17 protein-coding genes are annotated in these 19,700 nt (G+C 59.1%); 8 read left to right on the forward strand and 9 right to left on the reverse strand.

Annotated elements, in window-relative coordinates:
• Window positions 1-60 precede the first annotated feature (60 nt).
• A complete protein-coding gene (locus tag FIU93_RS17645) occupies window positions 61-1,236 on the forward strand; it encodes an alpha-D-ribose 1-methylphosphonate 5-triphosphate diphosphatase (RefSeq protein WP_152506337.1) in 1,176 nt (391 codons plus the stop codon).
• Window positions 1,237-1,416: 180 nt separating this feature from the next.
• Here FIU93_RS17645 and phnE (FIU93_RS17650) read toward each other — a convergent pair whose 3' ends face one another.
• From phnE (FIU93_RS17650) to phnC (FIU93_RS17665), 4 genes are all read right to left on the reverse strand, one after another.
• A complete protein-coding gene (phnE, locus tag FIU93_RS17650) occupies window positions 1,417-2,274 on the reverse strand; it encodes a phosphonate ABC transporter, permease protein PhnE (RefSeq protein ID WP_152506338.1) in 858 nt (285 codons plus the stop codon).
• A gap of 2 nt (window positions 2,275-2,276) precedes the next feature.
• Window positions 2,277-3,191 carry a phosphonate ABC transporter, permease protein PhnE gene (gene phnE, locus FIU93_RS17655; protein WP_075282440.1) on the reverse strand — a complete coding sequence of 305 codons (915 nt, stop codon included), beginning with the start codon at window positions 3,189-3,191 and terminating at the stop codon, window positions 2,277-2,279.
• Window positions 3,192-3,359: 168 nt separating this feature from the next.
• The gene (phnD, locus tag FIU93_RS17660; RefSeq protein ID WP_152506339.1) at window positions 3,360-4,271 is read right to left on the reverse strand and encodes a phosphonate ABC transporter substrate-binding protein; all 912 of its coding nucleotides are present in this window, start codon (window positions 4,269-4,271) and stop codon (window positions 3,360-3,362) included.
• A gap of 89 nt (window positions 4,272-4,360) precedes the next feature.
• Window positions 4,361-5,182, reverse strand: coding sequence for a phosphonate ABC transporter ATP-binding protein (gene phnC / locus FIU93_RS17665; protein WP_152506340.1), 822 nt, complete (start codon window positions 5,180-5,182; stop codon window positions 4,361-4,363).
• Between the two features lie 298 nt (window positions 5,183-5,480).
• Between phnC (FIU93_RS17665) and FIU93_RS17670 the strand changes: the two genes are divergently transcribed.
• The 4 genes from FIU93_RS17670 (at window position 5,481) to FIU93_RS17685 (ending at window position 8,665) form a co-directional block, all read left to right on the forward strand.
• On the forward strand, window positions 5,481-6,353 hold the full coding sequence (locus FIU93_RS17670) for a PhnD/SsuA/transferrin family substrate-binding protein (protein WP_152506341.1): 873 nt from the start codon (window positions 5,481-5,483) through the stop codon (window positions 6,351-6,353).
• Window positions 6,354-6,415: 62 nt separating this feature from the next.
• Window positions 6,416-7,168: a phosphonate ABC transporter ATP-binding protein gene (gene phnC / locus FIU93_RS17675; protein WP_209010155.1), complete on the forward strand. Its 753-nt coding sequence runs from the start codon at window positions 6,416-6,418 to the stop codon at window positions 7,166-7,168.
• A complete protein-coding gene (gene phnE / locus FIU93_RS17680; protein WP_152506343.1) occupies window positions 7,161-7,994 on the forward strand; it encodes a phosphonate ABC transporter, permease protein PhnE in 834 nt (277 codons plus the stop codon). Before phnC (FIU93_RS17675) ends, phnE (FIU93_RS17680) begins: the two co-directional genes overlap by 8 nt.
• Window positions 7,991-8,665, forward strand: a complete 675-nt coding sequence (locus FIU93_RS17685) for a class I SAM-dependent methyltransferase (protein ID WP_152506344.1) — start codon at window positions 7,991-7,993, stop codon at window positions 8,663-8,665. The genes phnE (FIU93_RS17680) and FIU93_RS17685 overlap by 4 nt, the downstream gene beginning before the upstream one ends.
• Before the next feature lie 24 nt (window positions 8,666-8,689).
• Here FIU93_RS17685 and FIU93_RS17690 read toward each other — a convergent pair whose 3' ends face one another.
• From FIU93_RS17690 to FIU93_RS17700, 3 genes are read right to left on the reverse strand one after another with little or no spacing between them, the layout of a single operon-like run.
• Window positions 8,690-9,862 carry an osmoprotectant NAGGN system M42 family peptidase gene (locus FIU93_RS17690; RefSeq protein ID WP_023001059.1) on the reverse strand — a complete coding sequence of 391 codons (1,173 nt, stop codon included), beginning with the start codon at window positions 9,860-9,862 and terminating at the stop codon, window positions 8,690-8,692.
• On the reverse strand, window positions 9,859-11,640 hold the full coding sequence (gene ngg / locus FIU93_RS17695; protein WP_152506345.1) for an N-acetylglutaminylglutamine synthetase: 1,782 nt from the start codon (window positions 11,638-11,640) through the stop codon (window positions 9,859-9,861). The genes FIU93_RS17690 and ngg overlap by 4 nt, the downstream gene beginning before the upstream one ends.
• Window positions 11,641-11,642: 2 nt before the next feature.
• Complete coding sequence (locus FIU93_RS17700) at window positions 11,643-13,418, reverse strand: N-acetylglutaminylglutamine amidotransferase (RefSeq protein ID WP_152506346.1); 1,776 nt, start codon at window positions 13,416-13,418, stop codon at window positions 11,643-11,645.
• Window positions 13,419-13,502: 84 nt separating this feature from the next.
• On the opposite strand from FIU93_RS17700, the gene FIU93_RS17705 reads away from it, so the two are divergent.
• Window positions 13,503-13,979: a MarR family transcriptional regulator gene (locus FIU93_RS17705; RefSeq protein WP_152506347.1), complete on the forward strand. Its 477-nt coding sequence runs from the start codon at window positions 13,503-13,505 to the stop codon at window positions 13,977-13,979.
• Window positions 13,980-13,994: 15 nt separating this feature from the next.
• Here FIU93_RS17705 and FIU93_RS17710 read toward each other — a convergent pair whose 3' ends face one another.
• Window positions 13,995-16,136, reverse strand: coding sequence for an EAL domain-containing protein (locus tag FIU93_RS17710; RefSeq protein WP_152506348.1), 2,142 nt, complete (start codon window positions 16,134-16,136; stop codon window positions 13,995-13,997).
• A 452-nt stretch (window positions 16,137-16,588) separates the two neighbouring features.
• Here FIU93_RS17710 and FIU93_RS17715 point away from each other — a divergent pair, with 452 nt between their 5' ends.
• Window positions 16,589-18,013, forward strand: a complete 1,425-nt coding sequence (locus FIU93_RS17715; protein WP_023001064.1) for a TrkH family potassium uptake protein — start codon at window positions 16,589-16,591, stop codon at window positions 18,011-18,013.
• Between the two features lie 62 nt (window positions 18,014-18,075).
• Window positions 18,076-18,780: a DNA/RNA nuclease SfsA gene (sfsA, locus tag FIU93_RS17720; protein ID WP_152506349.1), complete on the forward strand. Its 705-nt coding sequence runs from the start codon at window positions 18,076-18,078 to the stop codon at window positions 18,778-18,780.
• A 40-nt stretch (window positions 18,781-18,820) separates the two neighbouring features.
• Here sfsA and FIU93_RS17725 read toward each other — a convergent pair whose 3' ends face one another.
• Complete coding sequence (locus FIU93_RS17725) at window positions 18,821-19,501, reverse strand: L,D-transpeptidase (protein ID WP_075282450.1); 681 nt, start codon at window positions 19,499-19,501, stop codon at window positions 18,821-18,823.
• Window positions 19,502-19,700: the final 199 nt, after the last annotated feature.

Consider the following 19,700-nt stretch of genomic DNA (forward strand, 5'->3'; position numbering starts at 1 on the left):
TGCGGTCCGCTACCGGGCCATCCTTGAATTCGTTCGACCTGCTCGCCGGAAGGAGTTTCCATGACTTATGCCGACAATCGCGTGCCCTCCGGCAGTGCCCTGACAGTTCTGAAAAACGCCCGGCTGGTGCTCGCCGATGAAGTCGTCAGTGGTCACATTGCCTTTTCCGAAAGTGGGATCGTCTCGGTGGACCAAGGCAGCGCGCCGCAAGCCGGGTTCGATCTCGAGGGTGATTACCTGCTGCCAGGGCTGGTCGATATTCACACCGACCACTTCGAAAAGCATGTCTTTCCGCGTGCACACGTGCGCTGGGATCCGCTCAGAGCGGCGATGGCCCATGATGCTCAGATTATCGGCAGCGGCATCACCACCGTGTTCGACAGCCTCTGCGTGGGGGCGACGATCAAGAACCCGGAGCGCCGCGAAATCCTGGCGCCAATGATCGACGCCCTGGAAACGCTTCAGTCCGGAGGCATGCTCAAATCGGAGCATCTGGTGCACCTGCGCTGCGAGATTACAGATGGCGAGACCACGCGCCTGACGGAAGAAAACATCGGCAAGGACATTGTGCGCATGGTGTCGGTGATGGAGCACCTGCCAGGCCGGCGCCAGAGCAAGGACGTCGAGGCCTATATTCACCGCCGCATGGCCGACACGGGCGAAACACGTGCCGTTGCCGAGCGTGAGACGCAGGAGCTGTTGAACTTCTCCGACGAAATCAGCTCGAAGGTTCGTCCGGCTGTGGTCGCGCTGGCGCATGCACACAAGCTGCCGCTGCTCAGTCACGACGATACGGAACTCGAGCACATCGATGAAGCCCTCGGCGAGGGCATCAGTGTTTCGGAATTTCCCTGCACACTGGAGGCAGCCCGCAAGGCCAAGAGCCACGCAATGCACGTCGTCGGTGGTGCGCCCAACGTCATTCGCGGCGGGTCCCAGTCGGGCAACATCGCGGTCAGCGCACTGTTGGCGGAAGATCTCGTCGACATCCTGGCTTCGGACTACGTCCCGCGCTCGCTGCTCGACTGTGCGTTTCTTGTGGGGCTGGACGATGCGTTCCACGCCGACCTTCCGGCAGCTATCCGGATGGTTTCGAAAACCCCGGCCGAGGTTGCCGGACTGTCAGACAGAGGCGAGATCGCAGAAGGAAAACGCGCCGACCTGCTTCACGTCGGCGTCCTCAACGGACATCCCTTCATCAAGCAGGCCTGGCGGAACGGACAGCGGGTGCTCTGATCATTCGACTAAAATTCCTCCTCCGTCATGCCATGGCTTGACCATGGCATCCATGCCGTTTCCGAGGTGAGCATGAGGCGCTGATCAGGATTTTCCGAGGTCTTGCTGATTGGGAGGCATGCAGCGGAAAAAGGAAACTCGGCGGGAGGAGAAAAACGCTGCTTCTCCCCCAGGTGAAAATTACTTTCGCCCCGGTTCCGGGCCGATGATCCGCCGCCGCAGGAAACCGGAGAAGCCGTCGATCAGATAGACCATGAAGATGATCAGGAAAATGATCGTCCAGGCTTCCGGCCAGCGGTAGGCGTGGATGCGGTCGGCGAGGAGGAAGCCGATGCCTCCGGCGCCGACAATGCCCAGGATGGTGCCGGTGCGTGTGTTGGATTCAAAATTGTAGAGGATGATCGACAGGATCACCGGCAGGGCCTGCGGCAGAACCGCAAAGCGGATTGTCTGCAGGCTGCCGCCGCCGGAAGCGCGCACGCCTTCGACCGGCTTTTGGCTGGTGTTCTCTATGGCTTCCGAAAAGAGCTTCGAAAACGTGCCGACTTCCGAAACCGCGATGGCCAGAATGCCTGCCAGCGGCCCGAGGCCGAAGGCGCGGATGAAGACGAGTGCGAGGATCAGCTGTTCGATCGCCCGCAGAGCGTCGAAACCGCGCCTGACACCGAGCCGGAGCCAGGACAGTGGCAGGATGTTCTTGGCGCCCAGGAATGCCAGTGGAAACGCAACCAGGGCTCCCAGAAGCGTGCCCATGAATGCCATGGCGACGGTTTCTCCCAGGCCTTTCAGAACTTCCTGCCATTCCGCCCAGCTTGTCCAGATGTGAGGTGGAAACATGAAGGCGAGCACATCGCCAAAGCGGGTCGCCCCGTGAAGGAGTTTTTCAGGCGCAAAGCCGAAATCCCACAGGCACCAGCCGGTCAAAAGAAGGAAAGCCGACCAACCGGCGAGACGGATCAGGCGCGTCCGGCACGGCGTTGAAAAGGCGCCTGGAACGAGCGTTCTGGCGCGGGCGATATCAGGAGATTGTGCGGTCATGATCAGATGCCTTTTCCGGTCAGGCCGATGATGCGGTGACGCACCTTTTCGCTCAGCATGTCGATGACGATCACGGTGAGGAAGACGATCAGGAACAGCGCCGAAAGATCGGTGTATTCCTGCAGGGACATTGCCACGCGGATCTCCTGGCCCAGGCCACCTGCGCCGACGAAGCCGATGATGGAGGAGGACCGAACGTTGATCTCGAACCGCAGCAGCGTGTAGCTGATGATGTTCGGGACAACCTGGGGAACGATGCCGTAGCGGATCTGGTCGAACCAGGTGCCGCCCGATGCCTTGATGCCTTCGAGCGGGCGCATGTCGGCATTTTCGTTGGCTTCGGAATAGAGCTTGCCGAGAGCGCCGGTGGCATGAAGACCGATGGCGAGAACACCGGCCAGCGGGCCGACGCCAAAACAGAAAACGAAAATGAGTGCCCAGACGAGATCCGGAACAGTCCGGATGATTTCCAGGAACCGGCGGGTGACGTTCAGGACCAGTCTGTTGGGGGAGAGGTTTCGTGACGCCGGGAAACTGAGAAGAAATGCACCGACGATGCCAAGCAATGTTGCCATATAGGCGATCAGGATCGTTTCCAGGAGCAGCCAGAGCCAGACCTTCCAGCGCCAGAACCAACCGGCAAGATCCGCCCCGAGTGTCTCGCGGTGAAGCTCCGGCAAGGTCTTGTAGAGATATTCTCCAAGCCGCGGCAAACCTGCCCAGATCTTCCACATGGACACACGGTCGCCATCGGGCAGGGTGACGTCGGTCATGTCGAAGAAACCGCCTAACCACGCTGTTGCGAAGAAGCAGAGTGCGAAGACCGTGGTCGAGACGAGGTTTACCCGGAGGGCTGACCGGCGGGCGGCAGCATAATCGATTTCGAACCGGTCAATGGCAGGGGAGAGCGCTGTCATGCCTCTAGTTCCAATGATTTTGGGCAGGAGGCGCTGACGCCGCAGCTTTCTGCGCCACAAGTTTTTCCTGGCGTCATCCCGGGAGACGCGAAGTGCCGCCCGGGATGACGATGGTCGGGTCGTCGGGAGAAACCCGGATCAGCCGGTTTCCTCCCTCGCTCTGAAAAGTCAGCCGCCGCGGCGCTGTTTCTTCAGCCAGTCCCGCATTTCGACGATCCACTGGTAACGGTCGTGATCAACCTCGATCCACGCTTCCTGGGTGCTGTCTTCGCCGCCGGTCATTTCGATGAATGCCAGCGTATCCTTTTCCGGGATTTCCATGACCGCGGTGCGCATGGCATCGATCAGGCCCTGGGGCAGGTTGCTGCGGGCAGCCAGCGGACCGGAAGTGATTTCCGGTGATTTCCAGATGGTGCAGATCGCGTCCTTCTCGATCATGCCCTTGGTGACCATGCGCTGCGGAATGCCGTCTTCCTCGTTGGTGATGTAGGTAGCGGCAGCGTCATACTGCTTGTTGTAGACACCAAGCACACCGGTTTCATGGGCCCCGGAGAAGGGAATGGCACCGAAATAGGTTTTCGGCTCGTAGCCCTGTTTGCTGAGGTTGAAGTAAGGCACGGCATAACCGGACGTGCTGTCCGGATCGGCAAAAGCCAGTGTCTTGCCCTTCAGGTCGTCAAGGGTCTTGTAGCCGCTGTCGCAACGCACGGCGACGACCGAGAAATAACCGGTGGAACCGTCCTTCTGCAGGCGGGAGACAAGCGGAACGACACCGCCGTTGGTTTCGGTGTAGGCAGCGGCATAGGAAGACGAACCGAAGAAGGAAAATTCGATCTGGTCGGCCGCCATGGCCTGGATCACGCCGTCATAGGATCCGGCGGTGAAGATTTCGACATCGACGCCGAGTTCGTTCTCCAGGTACCTTTCGAAAGGCGTGTAACGGGCAATCCGGTCCTTTTCGTTTTCACCGGAAAGGATGCCGAACTTGACTGTCTTGTACTGGTCCTTCCAGCTGTCCGCCAGGGCCGGGGAGGCTGCAAGAACGGCAGCGGAAACGGCTGCTGCAAAAATGGCCTTCATCTCAAGTCTCCTTTGGTGCCGGCAGATCCGGCGATTTGCGCGGCAAAGGCCGCTTCAAGAGCGAGAGCGGATGATCCGCTTCGCGAAGGTCAGGCCCCGACAGCCTTCATCGGTGGCCGGGAAGTGGTTGTCGAAAGGGAGGTGGAGGTGACTGCTTCGTTGATGTCACCGGAAAGATCGTCGGATCCGTAGATTTGCCGAACCCTTTCACTGGTCAGGGTGTCCGGCGTGCCGTCGAACTGAACCCGCCCGTCCTTCATTGCGATGATCCGATCGCAGTAGGCACGGGCGGTGTCGAGCGTGTGCAGATTGACCAGCACCGTGAGACCGTCCGTCCGGTTGATTTCGCGCAAGGCGTCCATCACACGGCTGGCGTTGGCCGGATCAAGTGAAGCAATCGGTTCGTCGGCCAGCATGATGCGCGGGTTCTGCACCAGCGCCTTGGCGATGGCGACGCGCTGCTGCTGCCCGCCGGAAAGGGTTCCCGCGCGTTGCAGCGCCTGGGGCACAAGGTCCAGCCGGTCCAGGGCTTCGATGGCGCGGGCGCGGTCTTCGTCAGTGAAGGATCGTGTCATGGAGCGCAGGAACCCAGTGTGGGCGATGCGGCCAACCATGACATTGGTCAGCACATCCATGCGCTCGACGAGATTGAACTGCTGAAAGATCATGGCGCAGGACGCGCGCCAAAGCCGCAGATCGCGACCCTTCAGGGCCGTGATGTTCTGTCCCTCGTTGAGGATCGTCCCCCCGCTGGGGTCGGCCAGCCGGTTGATCATGCGCAGGAACGTGGACTTGCCGGCACCGGACCGGCCGATCACGCCGACCATCTGTCCCTTGGGAATGGCGAGGGAGACACTGTCCACCGCGGTCAGGTCTCCAAAGACTTTAGATAATTGCTCAATGACCAGCATCGGGCCCTCCGAAAAACGGAGAGCGAACTAGCAGACATGTGCCGAGAACAGATGTCTATACGATTATACTTTTATGAAGTTTTACGACAGAGGCATCGAGAAAATTTGCCGGAAAACAAATAAGATCAAGATTTGTTTGGAAGTTCGAAGTTAAAGAAATTTTCTGCTTCGTAGATCCATCTTTCTCTGATGTAAATTTCGTAAAATTTACATAATACAGTCACGTTCCGCGGTGCGCTTGTCGTTACGCTCCTGTTGCCTTGCCGGCTTTGTTTCGGCTGTCTGAGGAGTTCCTGTCATGCGCTTTTTGAAATCCGCCGCACTCGCGGCTGCCGTTCTTGCCGTTTCCCTGTCTTCTTCCCTGGCCGACACGTTCAAACTGGCCGTTACCGACGTGGAGGGCCTGGAGCGGCTGCAGGTTGAATGGGGCCCGTTCAAGAACGCCCTTGAAAATGCAACAGACCACACCTTCGAGTTTTTCCCGGTTACCAGCCGGACCGCGGCGGCTGAAGCCTTGCGCGCCAAACGTGTCGACTTTGTCGTAACCGGTCCTGCCGAGTACATCGTGATCAACAAACTGACCGAAGCCCGTCCCCTCATAGGTCTTGGCCGTCCGGATTATTTCTGTGCCGTCGTCGTACGAGCCGACAGCGGTTTCACGCGGCCGGCCGATCTCAAGGGCAAGAAGGTGGCCTTCGGTGATATCGGTTCCACCTCGAACATGCTGTGCCCAATGCAGCTGATGGCCGATTATGGCGTCGATCCGGTCAAGGACATCGAGAAGCTGCATACTTCGCGCAACATTGCGCATGAAGCCTTGAAGAAGGGTGATGTAGCCGCCATCGGGATCAATCACAATTCGTGGATTGGCACCCGCAACAAGGATGACAGCGTCCCGAACGGCTTTTTCCGGGTAATCGCCCGTTCCGGCGATCTGCCGAACGACATGATCATGGCCGGAGCCCATGTCGATCCCGCGACAGCGCAGAGCCTGCGTCAGGCGATCCTCGACAACAAGAAGTCGATCATCGCCGCGATACTGCAGCACGAGGAAAACGACAAGTATTCGGGCATGGATCTGGTGGCGATCGAAGATGGTGCCTACGACCTGGTGCGGTCCATGTACACCACCGCCGGTTTCCCGCAATACGACAAGTTCATCGGCGAATAATGGCGCAGCCTCTGCTCCAGTCCGCCGGCGCAATTGCGCCGGCGGTCCCAGCCCGACAGCCCGTGACGGAGACGCCGTGTGACCTGAAGGTCGAAGGCCTTTGCAAGTCTTTCGGCAAGGACCGGAGCGTGCTGCGCGAAGTTTCCTTCTCCGTGGGCCGTGAGGAAGCGGTTGCCTTGATCGGTTCAAACGGTGCCGGAAAATCGACCGCTTTGCGCTGCGCGCTGCGCCTGATCGAGCCGGAAGCCGGTTCGGTTGTGTTGTTCGGTGAAGACATTTCCTCCGCGCGACAGCGCCAGCTCAGGCGGGTTCGCGTCGAAGTCGGTTTTGTCTTTCAAAAGCACAACCTGGTGCCTCGTGTTTCGGCGTTGACCAACGTAATCCATGGTAATCTGGGCCGCACTGGTGGCATGCGCGGCTGGTCGCAGTTTCTCGCCAAAACGGCCTTGCGAGACCGGGCTATGGCGTGCCTCGAAAGGGTAGGGCTCGCGGACCATGCATTGAAAAGGGCGGACCAGCTCTCGGGCGGTCAGTCCCAGCGGGTTGCGATCGCGAGAGCCTTGATGCAGCAGCCCAGAATGATCGTCGCGGACGAACCCGTTGCCAGCCTTGATCCGGTTGCCGGCCAGGAAGTGATGGACCTTTTCCGCCAACTCACCCGGGAGGAGGGGATCACGCTCCTGTTCACCTCGCACAACGTGCAACAGGCGCTCGCCTACTCCGATCGGGTCCTTGCAATCCGGCAAGGGGAAGTCGTTCTGGACGAGAAGAGCAGCAACCTGAGTGTTGCGGATCTGGGAAGGCATTATGGCTGATCTCCTGACATTGAAACGCTCCCGCATGCCGGGTCGGTTCGAACGCCCGGGTGCATTTCATTTTGTCGCCTATGTCGCGCTGCTGGCCTTCGTTGTCTGGTCGTTTCAGGGGGCAGGCTGGTCGCTTTCCGCGCTGGTTTCTGGTGGTCCAGCGCTGGTCGACTTCCTGTCGAGGGCCTGGCCGCCTTCGCTGGAAAGGTTGCCGCAACTGTCAAAGGCGTTGCTGGAAACGTTTCAGATGGCGCTCGCGGGCACACTTATCGGCATCGTCCTCAGCCTGCCGTTGGCGATCCTGGCCGCAAAAGGCCTGACGCGGCCGTCGATGTTGTCCCGGGCTGTCTATACCTGTGCCCGTTTGCTGGTTGCCCTCTTCAGGACGGTGCCGGATCTGGTCTGGGCATTGGTCTTTGTCATTTCGGTTGGACTTGGCCCATTCGCGGGCACGCTTGCGATTGCCGTCGACACCATCGGTTTTTGCGGACGCTTCTTCGCAGAAGCCATGGAGGATGTGGAGAAAGGACCAACCGAGGCGCTGACAGCGGCCGGTGCAGGGCGTTTCGACACGATCTTCTGTGCAGTGGTACCTGCCGCGATGCCCTCCTTTATCACCACCTCGCTGTTCGCGCTTGAAAAGGCGACACGGTCCTCAGTCGTGCTTGGTCTTGTCGGGGCAGGGGGTATCGGCATCGAACTCAAGGTGGCCATGGACTTTTTCGACTACCAGCTCGCGATGACCATCATCCTGATGATCTTCGTGCTGGTTCTTTGTGTTGAGCGGCTTGGCACAATCGCCCGCAGCCGGATACTGGAAGGATCGTCTCAATGAGCGACACACACACTCTGGAAAAAACCGATACCGCCCATCTCGCGTGGGACAAGCGCTGGCAGACAGAAGAAGGCCGCGCGGATTGGCTGCGTCCGGAGGCGGACGTTGCCGGTCTGATCGAAAGACTTCAGAAGCAGGGGCCGGTGAAGGCCCTGGATCTGGGCTGCGGGGTTGGCCGACATGCGCTTTCCTTTGCCCGCGCCGGGTTCGAGACCCACGCGATGGATCTTTCCGAAGCCGGGCTGGCCGAGCTGAAAAAGAGCGCGGCACTGGAAAGCATGCAGATTGCGACGCATCTGGCGCCGATGACGTCGCTGCCTTTTGAGGACGACAGTTTCGACTATGTCCTGTCCTTCAACGTGATCTATCACGGTGATCCGTCGATCGTCAGTACAGCCATTTCGGAGATTGCCCGGGTGTTGAAACCCGGCGGAATCTACCAGGGAACCATGTTGTCAAAGCGCAACGCGAACTTCGGGATCGGGACGGAAATTGCCGCGGACACGTGGGTTCGTGAGGGGGATGACGACAAGGATCACCCGCATTTCTATTGCAATGCGAGTGAGCTGGTGTCGCTTTTCGACCGGTTTGAGCTGAGCTACCTGGAAGACAAGGTGCACTCGAAGCCCGGGTCGTGGCACTGGCACATGATCGCGGAACTCAACCGCTGAACGAGCCGGTCTCGGCGGCGGGCGTTATTCGCCCGCCGGTTCCGGCAGCGGTTCGTCCGTCTCCGGATTGAGTGTCTGGTCGGCATCGGCGGTCGGCTGACGGGTAAAGCCCTTGAGGTCCGCAAATTCGCGGGCGTCCCGCTGGATTTCCACCGGGCTGAGGGCATAGCCGGTCGCCAGTTCGGCGAGCGAGCGCAGCGCGTGCATGTGGATGCGCTCGTAGCCGTGGCTGGCATCAACACCAAATGTGATCAGCGCCGTGCGCACGTCCGCACCCGCCTCGATGGCGGTTGCCGCATCCGAGCGATAGAAGCGGAAGACATCCTTCTGGAACTTGATGTCGTTGTCCCGGCAGAGTTGGACCATCTTGCGGGTGAGATGATAGTCGAATGGTCCGGTCTGGTCCGCCATGGCGATCGTGACGCCGAATTCGTCCGAATTCTGCCCTGGGGCAGTGGTGCCGTTATCGATGGCAACCAGCGACGCGATGTCTGGCGTCAGGATGGACTGAGCGCCATGACCGGTTTCCTCTGCAATCGTGAACAGCCAGAACACGTCGACCGTCGGTTCGATGTCGGATTCCACCAGCGCCTTGATCGCCGCCAGCATCACCGCAACACCTGCCTTGTTGTCCAGGTGGCGGGAAACGATGAAGCCGTTTTCCAGGAACTCCGGCGCCGGGTCTATGGAAACAAAATCGCCGACGTCGATACCAAGCCGGTGCAGGTCGTCTACCGACTTGGAATAGGCGTCTACGCGAAGTTCGACATAGGGCCAGCCGACCGGAAGTTCATCCACGCCGTTGTTGTAGGTGTGCCCCGACGCCTTCAGCGGCAAGATGGTGCCGGTGTAGGCGCCGCTTTCGGAAAAGATCGTCGTGCGGGCTCCTTCCGCGAAGCGAGCGGACCAGTGGCCGATAGACACCAGCTCCAGTCGGCCGTTGTCTTTCAGCGATTTTACCTGGGCGCCAAGCGTATCGAGATGCGATACGAAGGCCCGCGCGGGACGGCGCGACTTGCCGGACACTCTCGCCCGAACACCGCCACGGCGGGTAATTTCGTAAAATACCCCAAGCGCCTCCAGTTCCTTGGAAACGTGACGGACAATTTCGTCCGTATAGCCCGTCGGGCTTGGGATTTTCAGAAGTTCCTTCAGTCGATCGTTCAAATAGGAAATATCGATATTCAGCAAGGTCATGTTCCGGCCCGGTTCAAGGTCGTCCTGACGGGTTGAGGCACCGACAGGGGAAACAGGAAGTCCACGAAGCGTTCTGCGGTTGGCTGAGGTTCGTGGTTGGCGAGCCCCGGCCGCTCGTTCGCCTCGATAAAGCGGTACTCCGGTTGTCGCGGGTCTTTGACCATCAAGTCAATGCCTGTCACCGGAATTTCAATTGCGCGCGCTGCCTTGATCGCGGCTTCGATCAGGGTGTGATGGGTTTCACCAGTCACATCATGAATGGTGCCACCGGTATGAAGGTTGGCCGTACGGCGGACCGGCAAGGTCTTGCCTTCTGGAAGAATATCTTCCAGCTGAAATCCGTTGGCCGTGAGGCAGCGCAGAACCTCGTCGTCCACTTCGATCCTTGATTCCCCGCCTGTTGCCGCAGATCGGCGGCGGGACTGGATTTCGATCAGTTCTCCTATCGTGGCCTTGCCGTTTCCGGTGACTTCGGCCGGTTTGCGCAGGGCGGTCGCAACTACCTTGTAGTCGATCACGACAAGCCGCAGATCCTGACCGGTCACGAATTCCTCCACCAGAACATCATTGGAGTAGGTACGGGCGACTTCGACCGCAGCCATGACGTCTTCGGTCGTTGTCAGTCCGATGGCGATGCCCTTGCCCTGTTCTCCGCGAGCGGGCTTGACCACAACCGAACCGTACTGGTCCAGAAACGCGGCGATCTCATCAGCGGATCCTGCCAGGATCTGGTCAGGCACGTTTACACCGGCCCTTTCGACGATCCGGCGCGTGGTGGCCTTGTCGTCGCAGATGGACATGGCGACGGCGCTGGTGAATTCGCTCAAGGATTCCCGGCAGGCAACCGAACGGCCCCCGTAGGACAGGCGGAAGAAGCCGCCTTCCGCGTCGATGATCTCCGCCTGGATACCGCGCCGCCGTGCCTCGTTCACGACAATGGTGGCGTAAGGGTTGAGCTTGTCTTCAACGGCAGGGCCGGCGAACAGGGCCTCGTTGATGGTGTTCTTGCGCTTGATGGTGAAATAGGGAACCCGCTCGAAGCCAAGTTTGTCGTAAAGGCCAATGGCAAGTTCGTTGTCGTGAAGCACCGACAGGTCCATATGCGGTGCGCCTTTGCCCTTGAAGACCTCCGCCATGCGCCGGACCAGGGCTTCCCCTATGCCCGGAAACCGGGCCTGTGGGGAAACTGCAAGGCACCAGAGCGAACTGCCGAGATCGGCATCATTGGTGGCCCGGCTGTGGTCGACGCCCATTGCCGTGCCGACGATGACCCCGGTCTCGTCTTCTTCCGCCACGAGTACCGTAATGGTGCGCGGATCGAGTTGCGACCAGAAGAACTCCGGCGGCACCGGCACCATGCCGCGGGTGAGATAAAGTTCGTTGATCGCCTCCGCATCACTGCGGGAAGACAAGCGCCGTACCGTAAAGCCCTTGCGACGATTGCGCGCCGGCCGGTAGGTCGCGAGGTCCAGGCGGAACGTATGCGAGGGGTCAAGGAACAGCTCCTGCGGGGCCGAGCCGACCAGTACATGCGGATCACGCACATAGAACGCGATGTCGCGTCTGTCCGGTCGCTCGTTGCGCAGGACCTCGACCAGTTTCTCGGTTTCGCCATAGGTGTTGGCAAACACCAGCCGTCCCCAGCCGCAATCGATGAACCGGTTCTTCTGGGCTTCCGTCTCGTCCAGCCGGTATTCCGGTTTGAGCCCATGCTGGCGCATGCGCTTCAAGCGGTGGTCAAACGCGCCCTTCGGTCGCGAAGGTTCATTCTCGGCCATGTTCAGACCTCCTGTGCCTGCAGCCACATTTCCAGAAGCGCAACCTGCCAAAGCTCTGAACCACGCAAAGGCGTGATGTATTTGGTCGGGTCGGCATACAGTTTCTGCAGGTAAACCTCGTTGAAGAGGCCTCGTTCCCTGGCGGCCTGACTGGAAAGCGTGTCGCGCACCATGTCGAGGTAGTCACCCTGGATGTATTTCAGCGCAGGCACCGGGAAATAGCCCTTCGGACGGTCGATGACGGCGCTCGGAATGACCTTGCGCGCAGCTTCCTTCAGGACGCCCTTGCCTTCCTGTGCGAGTTTGAACTCGGCAGGAATGCGTCCGGCGAGCTCGACCAGTTCGTGATCGAGGAACGGAACGCGCGCCTCAAGGCCCCAGGCCATGGAGTGGTTGTCGACACGCTTGACCGGGTCATCCACCAACATGACGTTGGTATCGAGCCGCAGGGCCTTGTCGACCGGATCGGCAGCGCCGGAGCGGGCGAAATGCTCTTCGACGAAGGCAAGGCTTTCATCCCTGGCACAATGGTAGGCGGGGGAAACAGCCTCTGTCATCTGAGCTTCGGTCCGGTCGAAAAAGGCCGTGGCATAATCGGAAACCGGACTGTTTGAGCCGCTGAGCTTCGGATACCAGTGGTAACCGGCAAAGACTTCGTCGGCACCCTGGCCGGACTGGACCACGGTGATGTGCTTGGAGACCTCACGCGACAGCAGATAGAAGCCGATATTGTCATAGGAGACCATCGGCTCGGACATCGCCTTGATCGCTCCGGGCAGGTTTTCCTGAAGCTCCGAGGAGGGGATGAAGATCTGATGGTGATTTGTTCCGTAGTGTTCGGCAATCAGGTCCGAATACTGGAATTCGTCGCCCTTTTCGCCATGTGCTTCTTCAAAGCCGATGGAGAAGGTCGCAAGACCCTTCTGGCCTTCCTCGGCCAGCAGGCCGACGATCAGGCTGGAATCGACGCCGCCGGACAGGAGAACGCCGACAGGCACGTCGGCCACCATGCGGCGGCGAACGGCTGTGCGCAGGCTTTCCAGAACTTCGTCGCGCCAGTCGTCGGCGCTGCGGGCAAGATCTTCCGCCGTCTTTTCAAAACGCGGTTCCCAATAGGTGTACTCGGAAGAGGTGCCATCAGCTTCAAGCGTCCGCACCGTGGCCGCGGGCAGCTTGCGCACGCCGTTCAGGATCGTGCGCGGCGCGGGAACGACAGCGTGCCAGCTCATGTAGTGATGCAGCGCCACCCGGTCGATCGACTTGTCGATGCCACCGCCTGCCAGAAGTGCAGGCAGGGAGGAGGCGAAGGCAAGACGCCCGTTCGCTTCGCTCAGGTAAAGCGGCTTGATGCCGAACCTGTCGCGGGCAAGGTGAATGCGGCCGCTGTCATGCTCGTGTATGGCGATGGCGAACATGCCATGGAACCTGGAAAAGCAATCCTTGCCCCACTCGGCCCAGGCCTTGAGGATGACCTCGGTGTCGCTGGTGGAGAAGAACGAATAGCCGCGGCCAATCAGGTCGGATCGCAGTTCCTGATAATTGTAGATGCAGCCGTTGAAGACCAGGGACAGGCCAAGCGCCATGTCGGTCATTGGCTGCGTACCACGTTCGCTCAGGTCAATAATCTTCAGGCGCCTGTGGCCAAAGGCGACCCGGCCGCGCTGCGTTACACCCATACCGTCGGGGCCGCGCGCCGCCATGGCGTCCGCCATCCGGCTGACCCGGACAACGTCTGCCTGACTGCCATTGAAAACCACTTCGCCGCAAATGCCGCACATATTGAAAAAAATCTCCGTTTTGTAACTGGACGTGCACTATATAGAGGTCTAATCATTAGAGTTCAAATTAATAGAGGTGTAATAATGCAGGCGATGCAGGCATCGCAAGTGGTCAAAGCTATCCGGAAGATCGTCCGGGCCATTGACTTGCGCTCCAGAGAAGTGTCCAGACTGACCGGGCTCACGATCCCGCAAATCGTTGTTTTGCAAGGGATTCGGGATCTGGGTGAGGTGACGACCAAAGCCCTTTCGGACAACGCTGACCTGAGCTCGGCGACCGTGGTAACCATTCTCGACAAGCTGGAAGAAAAGGGTCTTGTCGAGCGGTACAGATCCGTCTCGGACCGGCGAATCGTCCATGCCAAGCTGACGAAAAGTGGAAAAGAGGTTGCCTCAAACCTGCCTGGCCTTCTGCATGAAGAGTTCGTGCGAAAGTTCGATGATCTGAATGCCGAGGACCGGATGCACCTCGTTTCTTCAATCGAGCAGATTGCCGAAATGATGAACGCGCACAAGCTGGATGCGGCACCCATCCTGATGACGGGAAAGCTCTCGGGGTAAGACACCCGGGCAAGATCAGGCTCGTTTTTTGGATGACCGGTCGGAGTCGTTCATGATGCCGGATGCTTTCAAGGTCGCCCTGAAGCTCTGCAGCTGCGATTGAATGAGGTTTGCCGGTACGGCCGGGGAGCAATAATAACCCTGAAGACCGTCGCAGTGATGGGTCACTGTCAGCGCGAATTCTCCTGCAGTCTCGGCACCTTCCGCTATCACACGCAAGCCCAGGCTGCGTCCAAGCCGAACGATCGCCTCAAACAGCTGTTCGCGTTGCGGGTGCGTATCCGCCCCGGAAATGAAGGCTCGGTCGATCTTCAGCTCCTGGAATGGCAGCCGGTGCAGATAATTCAGGGAAGAGTAACCCGAGCCGAAATCATCCAGGGAAAGCTGGACACCAATCTGCTGAAGTTCTGAAAGGATGTTCAGAACCAGCTGCTCCCTGGTGTCGACAAAGACGTTTTCCGTCACTTCAAGACACAGGTAGCTAGCAGGCAGGCCATAGTCGTTCAGGGTCTGGCGAACCGTGTCGGCAAAATTGGACTGGCGGAATTGAAGTGGTGATACGTTGATGGAAACCTGGCCGAACTCGAAACCGGCCTGCCGCCACTCTGCGGCCTGCTTGCACGCCGATTCCAGAACATATTGGCCAAGGTCCAAGATAAGGCCGGTCTTTTCCGCAATCGGAATGAACTCTCCCGGCGGGATGAGGCCACGTTTTTCGTGTGGCCAGCGGAGCAGGGCTTCCAGGCCAATGAGACGGCCGTCGGCAGGGCAAACCTGGGGCTGATAATGCAATACAAGCTGGCGGGTTTGAAGTGCAGCACGCAACAGCGTCTCCGTGAGCATTTCACTCTGGACGCGGTCGTTCAGGGGCGGAGAAAAGAATTCGTATCGTGCACCTGCGTTCCGCTTTGCTGCCCGCAAGGCAAGTCCCGCCATACGGTGAGCCGTTTCAGCGTCCTCTGCATCTTGCGGCAAAAGGGCTATGCCGATGCTTGGTTCTACACGGATTTCGCCTTCTTCCAACTGGAAGGGGACGGACAGCATGTCGATTGCCTGCACCGCGTAGTCTTCTGCAATCGCGCCCTTGCTGTCAAAGGGCAGGAGAATGCAGAAATCGTCTGCCGAAATTCGAGCAATCTGCGCGCTCGGGCCGAAGATATTTGCAAGACGTGCGTAGGCCTGTAACAGGACCCGGTTACCTACCTGCTGGCCGAAGGTGTCGTTCACCTTGGCAAAGCCATTGAAATCCAGATGGATCAGTGAGGCCGAATAGGTGCCGGACCTTGCCCGTTGCAAGGCTTCGCTCAGATCCGAGAAGTATCTGGCACGGTTGCCTGCGGTGGTCACAGGGTCCGTATAGGCAAGCTTGTGAAGCTTGTCCTGCAGGTCGGTGACCCTCTCCAGACCATGCGCCAGATCACCGATCTCGTCCCGCCGGTCCGTGAAGGGAATGCGTTTTGGCTGGGTGCCGGTGGCCAGTTCATCCGCTGTCTTTGCCAGGCGGCGCAGTGGCCGCAATTCGAAACGCAGGAACAATCCACCCACGAGGATGACAGCAAACAGGATGACAATGGCTGCAGAGGCCATGCGTGTCTTCAGTCGGTTTTCTGCCAATGTCAGGTCGTCTGCCCAGCCGACATCAACTGCGATTGCACCGACAAGCTTACCGCCATCGGTGACAATCGGCGTCATATAGGCGAGGCGGAACCTGCCCTGAACCGGAACATTGCCAGCAAATGGCTGGCCTGCAGATAGACTGGCAAATGCGGGGTGGCCTTCACTGATGGAAAAAGCCGGCGGGGGCTCACCCTTGGGGTGGCTGAAGGTTGTGGCGAAGCGGTCGAAGGATCTGGTCTCGCTCGACCAGCTGAACAAGTTCGCCGCGCCCTGATTGGTCTTGCCTATGGTTTCGATCAAGCCGTCCAGCTTTTCGCTCGGCTGGAGCAATTGTTTGGCAGAAGCTTCGGAAACGCGAATGACGATCGGCTCACCGCTATCGGCGAAAACCGGATTGAAGCTTTCATTCGTGCCGTAATGCAGCATTGAAGCAGCGGCACGTGCGGCCCGGTCCAGCCTGATGGTGGCATTTTCCTGAGTGCTTCTGGACAAATCGAGATAGGCAAGCCCTGAAACCAGCCCGATGCTGCAAAGCACCATCACAACCAGGGTGAGGCTGATCCTGAATACAAGCGAATGTAGTCCGAGCCGTTCTATTGCACCAAATCCTTGTCAATTTCACGTATAGGAAGCTGGATTGGCAATTAGCACGTAAAAGTAATTCTTATTCGCTACGAAATCCTGAACAGGGCTAAAAAAATTGGCAGTTTCCCGCGCTGTTCCTGCGTAACGTGCCCGTGCACAGACGCCAATCAACTTCGCCAGGCGGTTCCTAAATGGAAGGACAAGCTCTATTGGCGGTGTGAGACATGCCTTTTGTTGACCGAGACCCGGATGGTCATCCCCGTCATCTTCCGGGGAACGCGCGCCAAAGCCATTGGAAAATCGGCAGAAAGGCGTTAGGACGAGTGGTTGGTGCGGCAATTCGCGGATCGGCCGACCGACACAGCGTTTTTCGGGAAGACTGATACTTGATTTCTCTCAGACCAGTTTTGAATGTTCTCGGATTTCTGTATGTCGGCCTGGCAACTGCCATGCTCATTCCCGCTATCGTGGACGTTGCCCAGAAAAATGCCGATTGGCAGGCCTTTGTCTTTTCCGCACTTCTGACCGGCATGATCGGCATGCTGTTGTCTCTTGCCGTCGGCGGATCGCTGCGCGAGGGACTGGACACACGGCAGACCTTCGTTCTCACGACGCTTGCGTGGACGACGTTGCCGGCCTTCGGCGCGCTGCCGTTCCTGTGGCTTGGCATCGGCTATGCGGATGCGGTGTTCGAGGCGGTATCCGGTTTCACCACCACGGGATCCACCGTTCTGACCGGCATCGACAGTCTGCCGCCGGGCCTCTTGGTCTGGCGGTCGCTGATGCAGTGGATGGGCGGTGTCGGTATCATCGTTATGGCCATCGTGTTGCTGCCGTTCCTGAGGATCGGCGGTATGCAGCTTTTCCAGAGCGAGAACTCCGACCGGTCTGAGAAGATTGTCAGCCGGTCGGTTGAACTGATCCGGTTGATCGGTCTTGCCTACCTGTTCCTGACATTCCTGTGCATCGTCGCCTATCTGGTCACGGGGATTGAGCTGTTCGATGCCTTCAATCACGCCCTGACCACGATCGCGACGGGCGGTTTTTCCACCCATGATCAATCCTTCGGCTATTTCACCAATCCGGCCTCGGGTTGGGTTGCGATCGTTTTCATGATCATCGGTGCCTTGCCGTTCGTGCTGATCGTCCAGGCCTTGCGCGGTCATCCGCTGCAGCTCTGGCGAGATCCGCAGGTAAGGGCGTTGCTGGGGTTTCTGGCTGTCGTGGCTTTGACGCTGACCGTCTATCTCGGCCTCAACATGCACTTTCCCTTCGATGAAGCGCTGTTGAGGGCCACCTTCAACGTGGTTTCCATCGTGACTGGAACCGGATATGCGCTGGGCGACTATTCGCAATGGGGCGCGCCGGTTGTCGGGATCGCGTTGCTGCTGATGTTCGTTGGCGGTTGTACCGGTTCAACGACCGGCGGCATCAAGATTTTCCGCTTCCTGGTCTTCTTCGGTACCGTCCGCGCGCATCTGCGCCGCATGGTGCGTCCGCACCGGATCATGTCGGAAGAGTACGGCGGAACAAGACTGACGCCTGAACTGTCCTTCTCGGTTCTGGCCTTCCTTGTTGTCTACATGGGGTCGGTGGGCATCATCACCGTTGCCTTGTCCTTCTTCGACCTGGATCTGGTTACCGCCATTTCCGCCGCGGCAACATCCGTGGGCAACGTCGGTCCGGGCCTGGGGCCGGTTATCGGCCCGGCAGGTCATTTTGCTCCGCTGCCGGATGGCGCCAAGTGGCTGTTGTCCTTTGCCATGCTGGTCGGCCGCCTTGAGCTGTTCACAATCCTGGTTCTTCTTGATCCGGATTTCTGGTCAAAGTGACCTTTAAGCTCACCTGAACGAACGGGGCCGTCCGGCCCTGATCTGCACGAGAGAGATCTGCCATGAAGTTTTCCGCGCCCCTTGTCAGTGGCCGTCTGGTCAAGCGCTACAAGCGTTTCCTTGCCGATGTTCTTCTGGACGACAATGGCGGTGCGATCACGGCCCATTGCGCCAACCCGGGCTCGATGCTCGGCTTGAAGGAGCCGGGATCTCGTGTCTGGCTGTCGGCGTCGGACAACCCAAAACGCAAGCTCAAGTATTCCTGGGAAGTGATCGAGGCTGACGGGGCTCTGGTCGGCATCAACACGGCACACCCCAACAAGCTGGTGGAAGAAGCGCTGGAGGCAGGGCGTATTGCCGGACTTACAGGCTATCAGACGCTGCGCCGTGAAGTGAAATACGGCAAGAACTCACGTGTCGACATTCTGCTGGAAGGTGCAGACGGCGCGAAGACCTACGTGGAAGTGAAGAACGTCCACCTGATGCGTAAAGCAGGACTTGCTGAGTTTCCGGACAGTGTCACTGCCCGCGGGGCCAAGCATCTTGTGGAACTGGGCGACATGGTGGCCGAGGGGCACCGCGCGGCAATGGTGTTTCTGGTCCAGCGGCCCGATTGCAGCCGGATGAGCCTTGCGGACGACATCGACCCTGCCTATGCAGCCGCCTTTGCCGAGGCCCGACGCGCCGGAGTGGAGGCCTTTGCAATCGGTTGCGATGTCCGGCTGGACGGCATTGATGCAGTCAAGCCGGTCGAAATCATCGCCTGAGCGAAGCCAAGCCAAACCAAGCCAAATTGGGCGGCAGCTGTTACGCCTGCCGCACGACAATCGGCGTGCCGTTTGGCACACGGTTATAAAGATCGATAATGTCCTGTTGGAGCAGGCGCACGCAGCCGGACGACACGGCCTTGCCAATGGACAACGTTTCCGACGTGCCGTGCAGGCGGTAGAGCGTGTCGCGATTGCCTTCAAAAATATAAAGTGCTCGCGCACCCAGCGGGTTGTCGAGACCCGGCGGCATGCCGTTCCTGTATTTCTCCAGTTCTGGCTGACGGTCGATCATTTCAGCCGGCGGCGTCCACTTGGGCCAGGCCGCCTTGCGTGCGATGCGTGCACGGCCACCCCAGGCGAATCCTTCCCGGCCTATGCCGACGCCATACCGCATTGCCTGGCCGCCCTCCATGGTCAGGTAGAGAAATCGGTTGGGCGTATCGACGATGATCGTGCCCGCAGGTTCGGGAGCGGCATAGGTGACCAGTTGGCGGTAGTAGACCGGATCGATCTTCGACAGATCCACTGCCGGTATAGGGTAGGGCTCTTCCGGCATTGCCCGGTACATCTGAAGGTACTCGGGCGAGATGCGCACAGCTCTTCCCAGACCATCGGCTGGGTAGCCAGGTCCTGCAAGTTGTCCGGTTCTTTGGCTGGATGCGCAACCGGTCACAAGAGCGGCAGCAGCGGAGGCGAGGAACAAACGTCTGTTGAGCATTCCGTTTTCCGAAATAAGCTTTCGTAGCGTGTAACGACTATGTTTTCGGAAGGGAAACGCATGACAGGCGACAAAGTTCTGATTTGCCGAATTTTTGTTTCGGCGAGCCGAGAGATCTAGCCGGAATGACTTGAAGGCAGACGCAAAAAGACCGGCCAAACGCCATGTCTGACCGGTCGATTGTCGATTTACAAACAGG

Source organism: Labrenzia sp. THAF35 (assembly GCF_009363595.1).
Taxonomy (GTDB): Bacteria; Pseudomonadota; Alphaproteobacteria; order Rhizobiales; family Stappiaceae; genus Roseibium; species Roseibium algicola.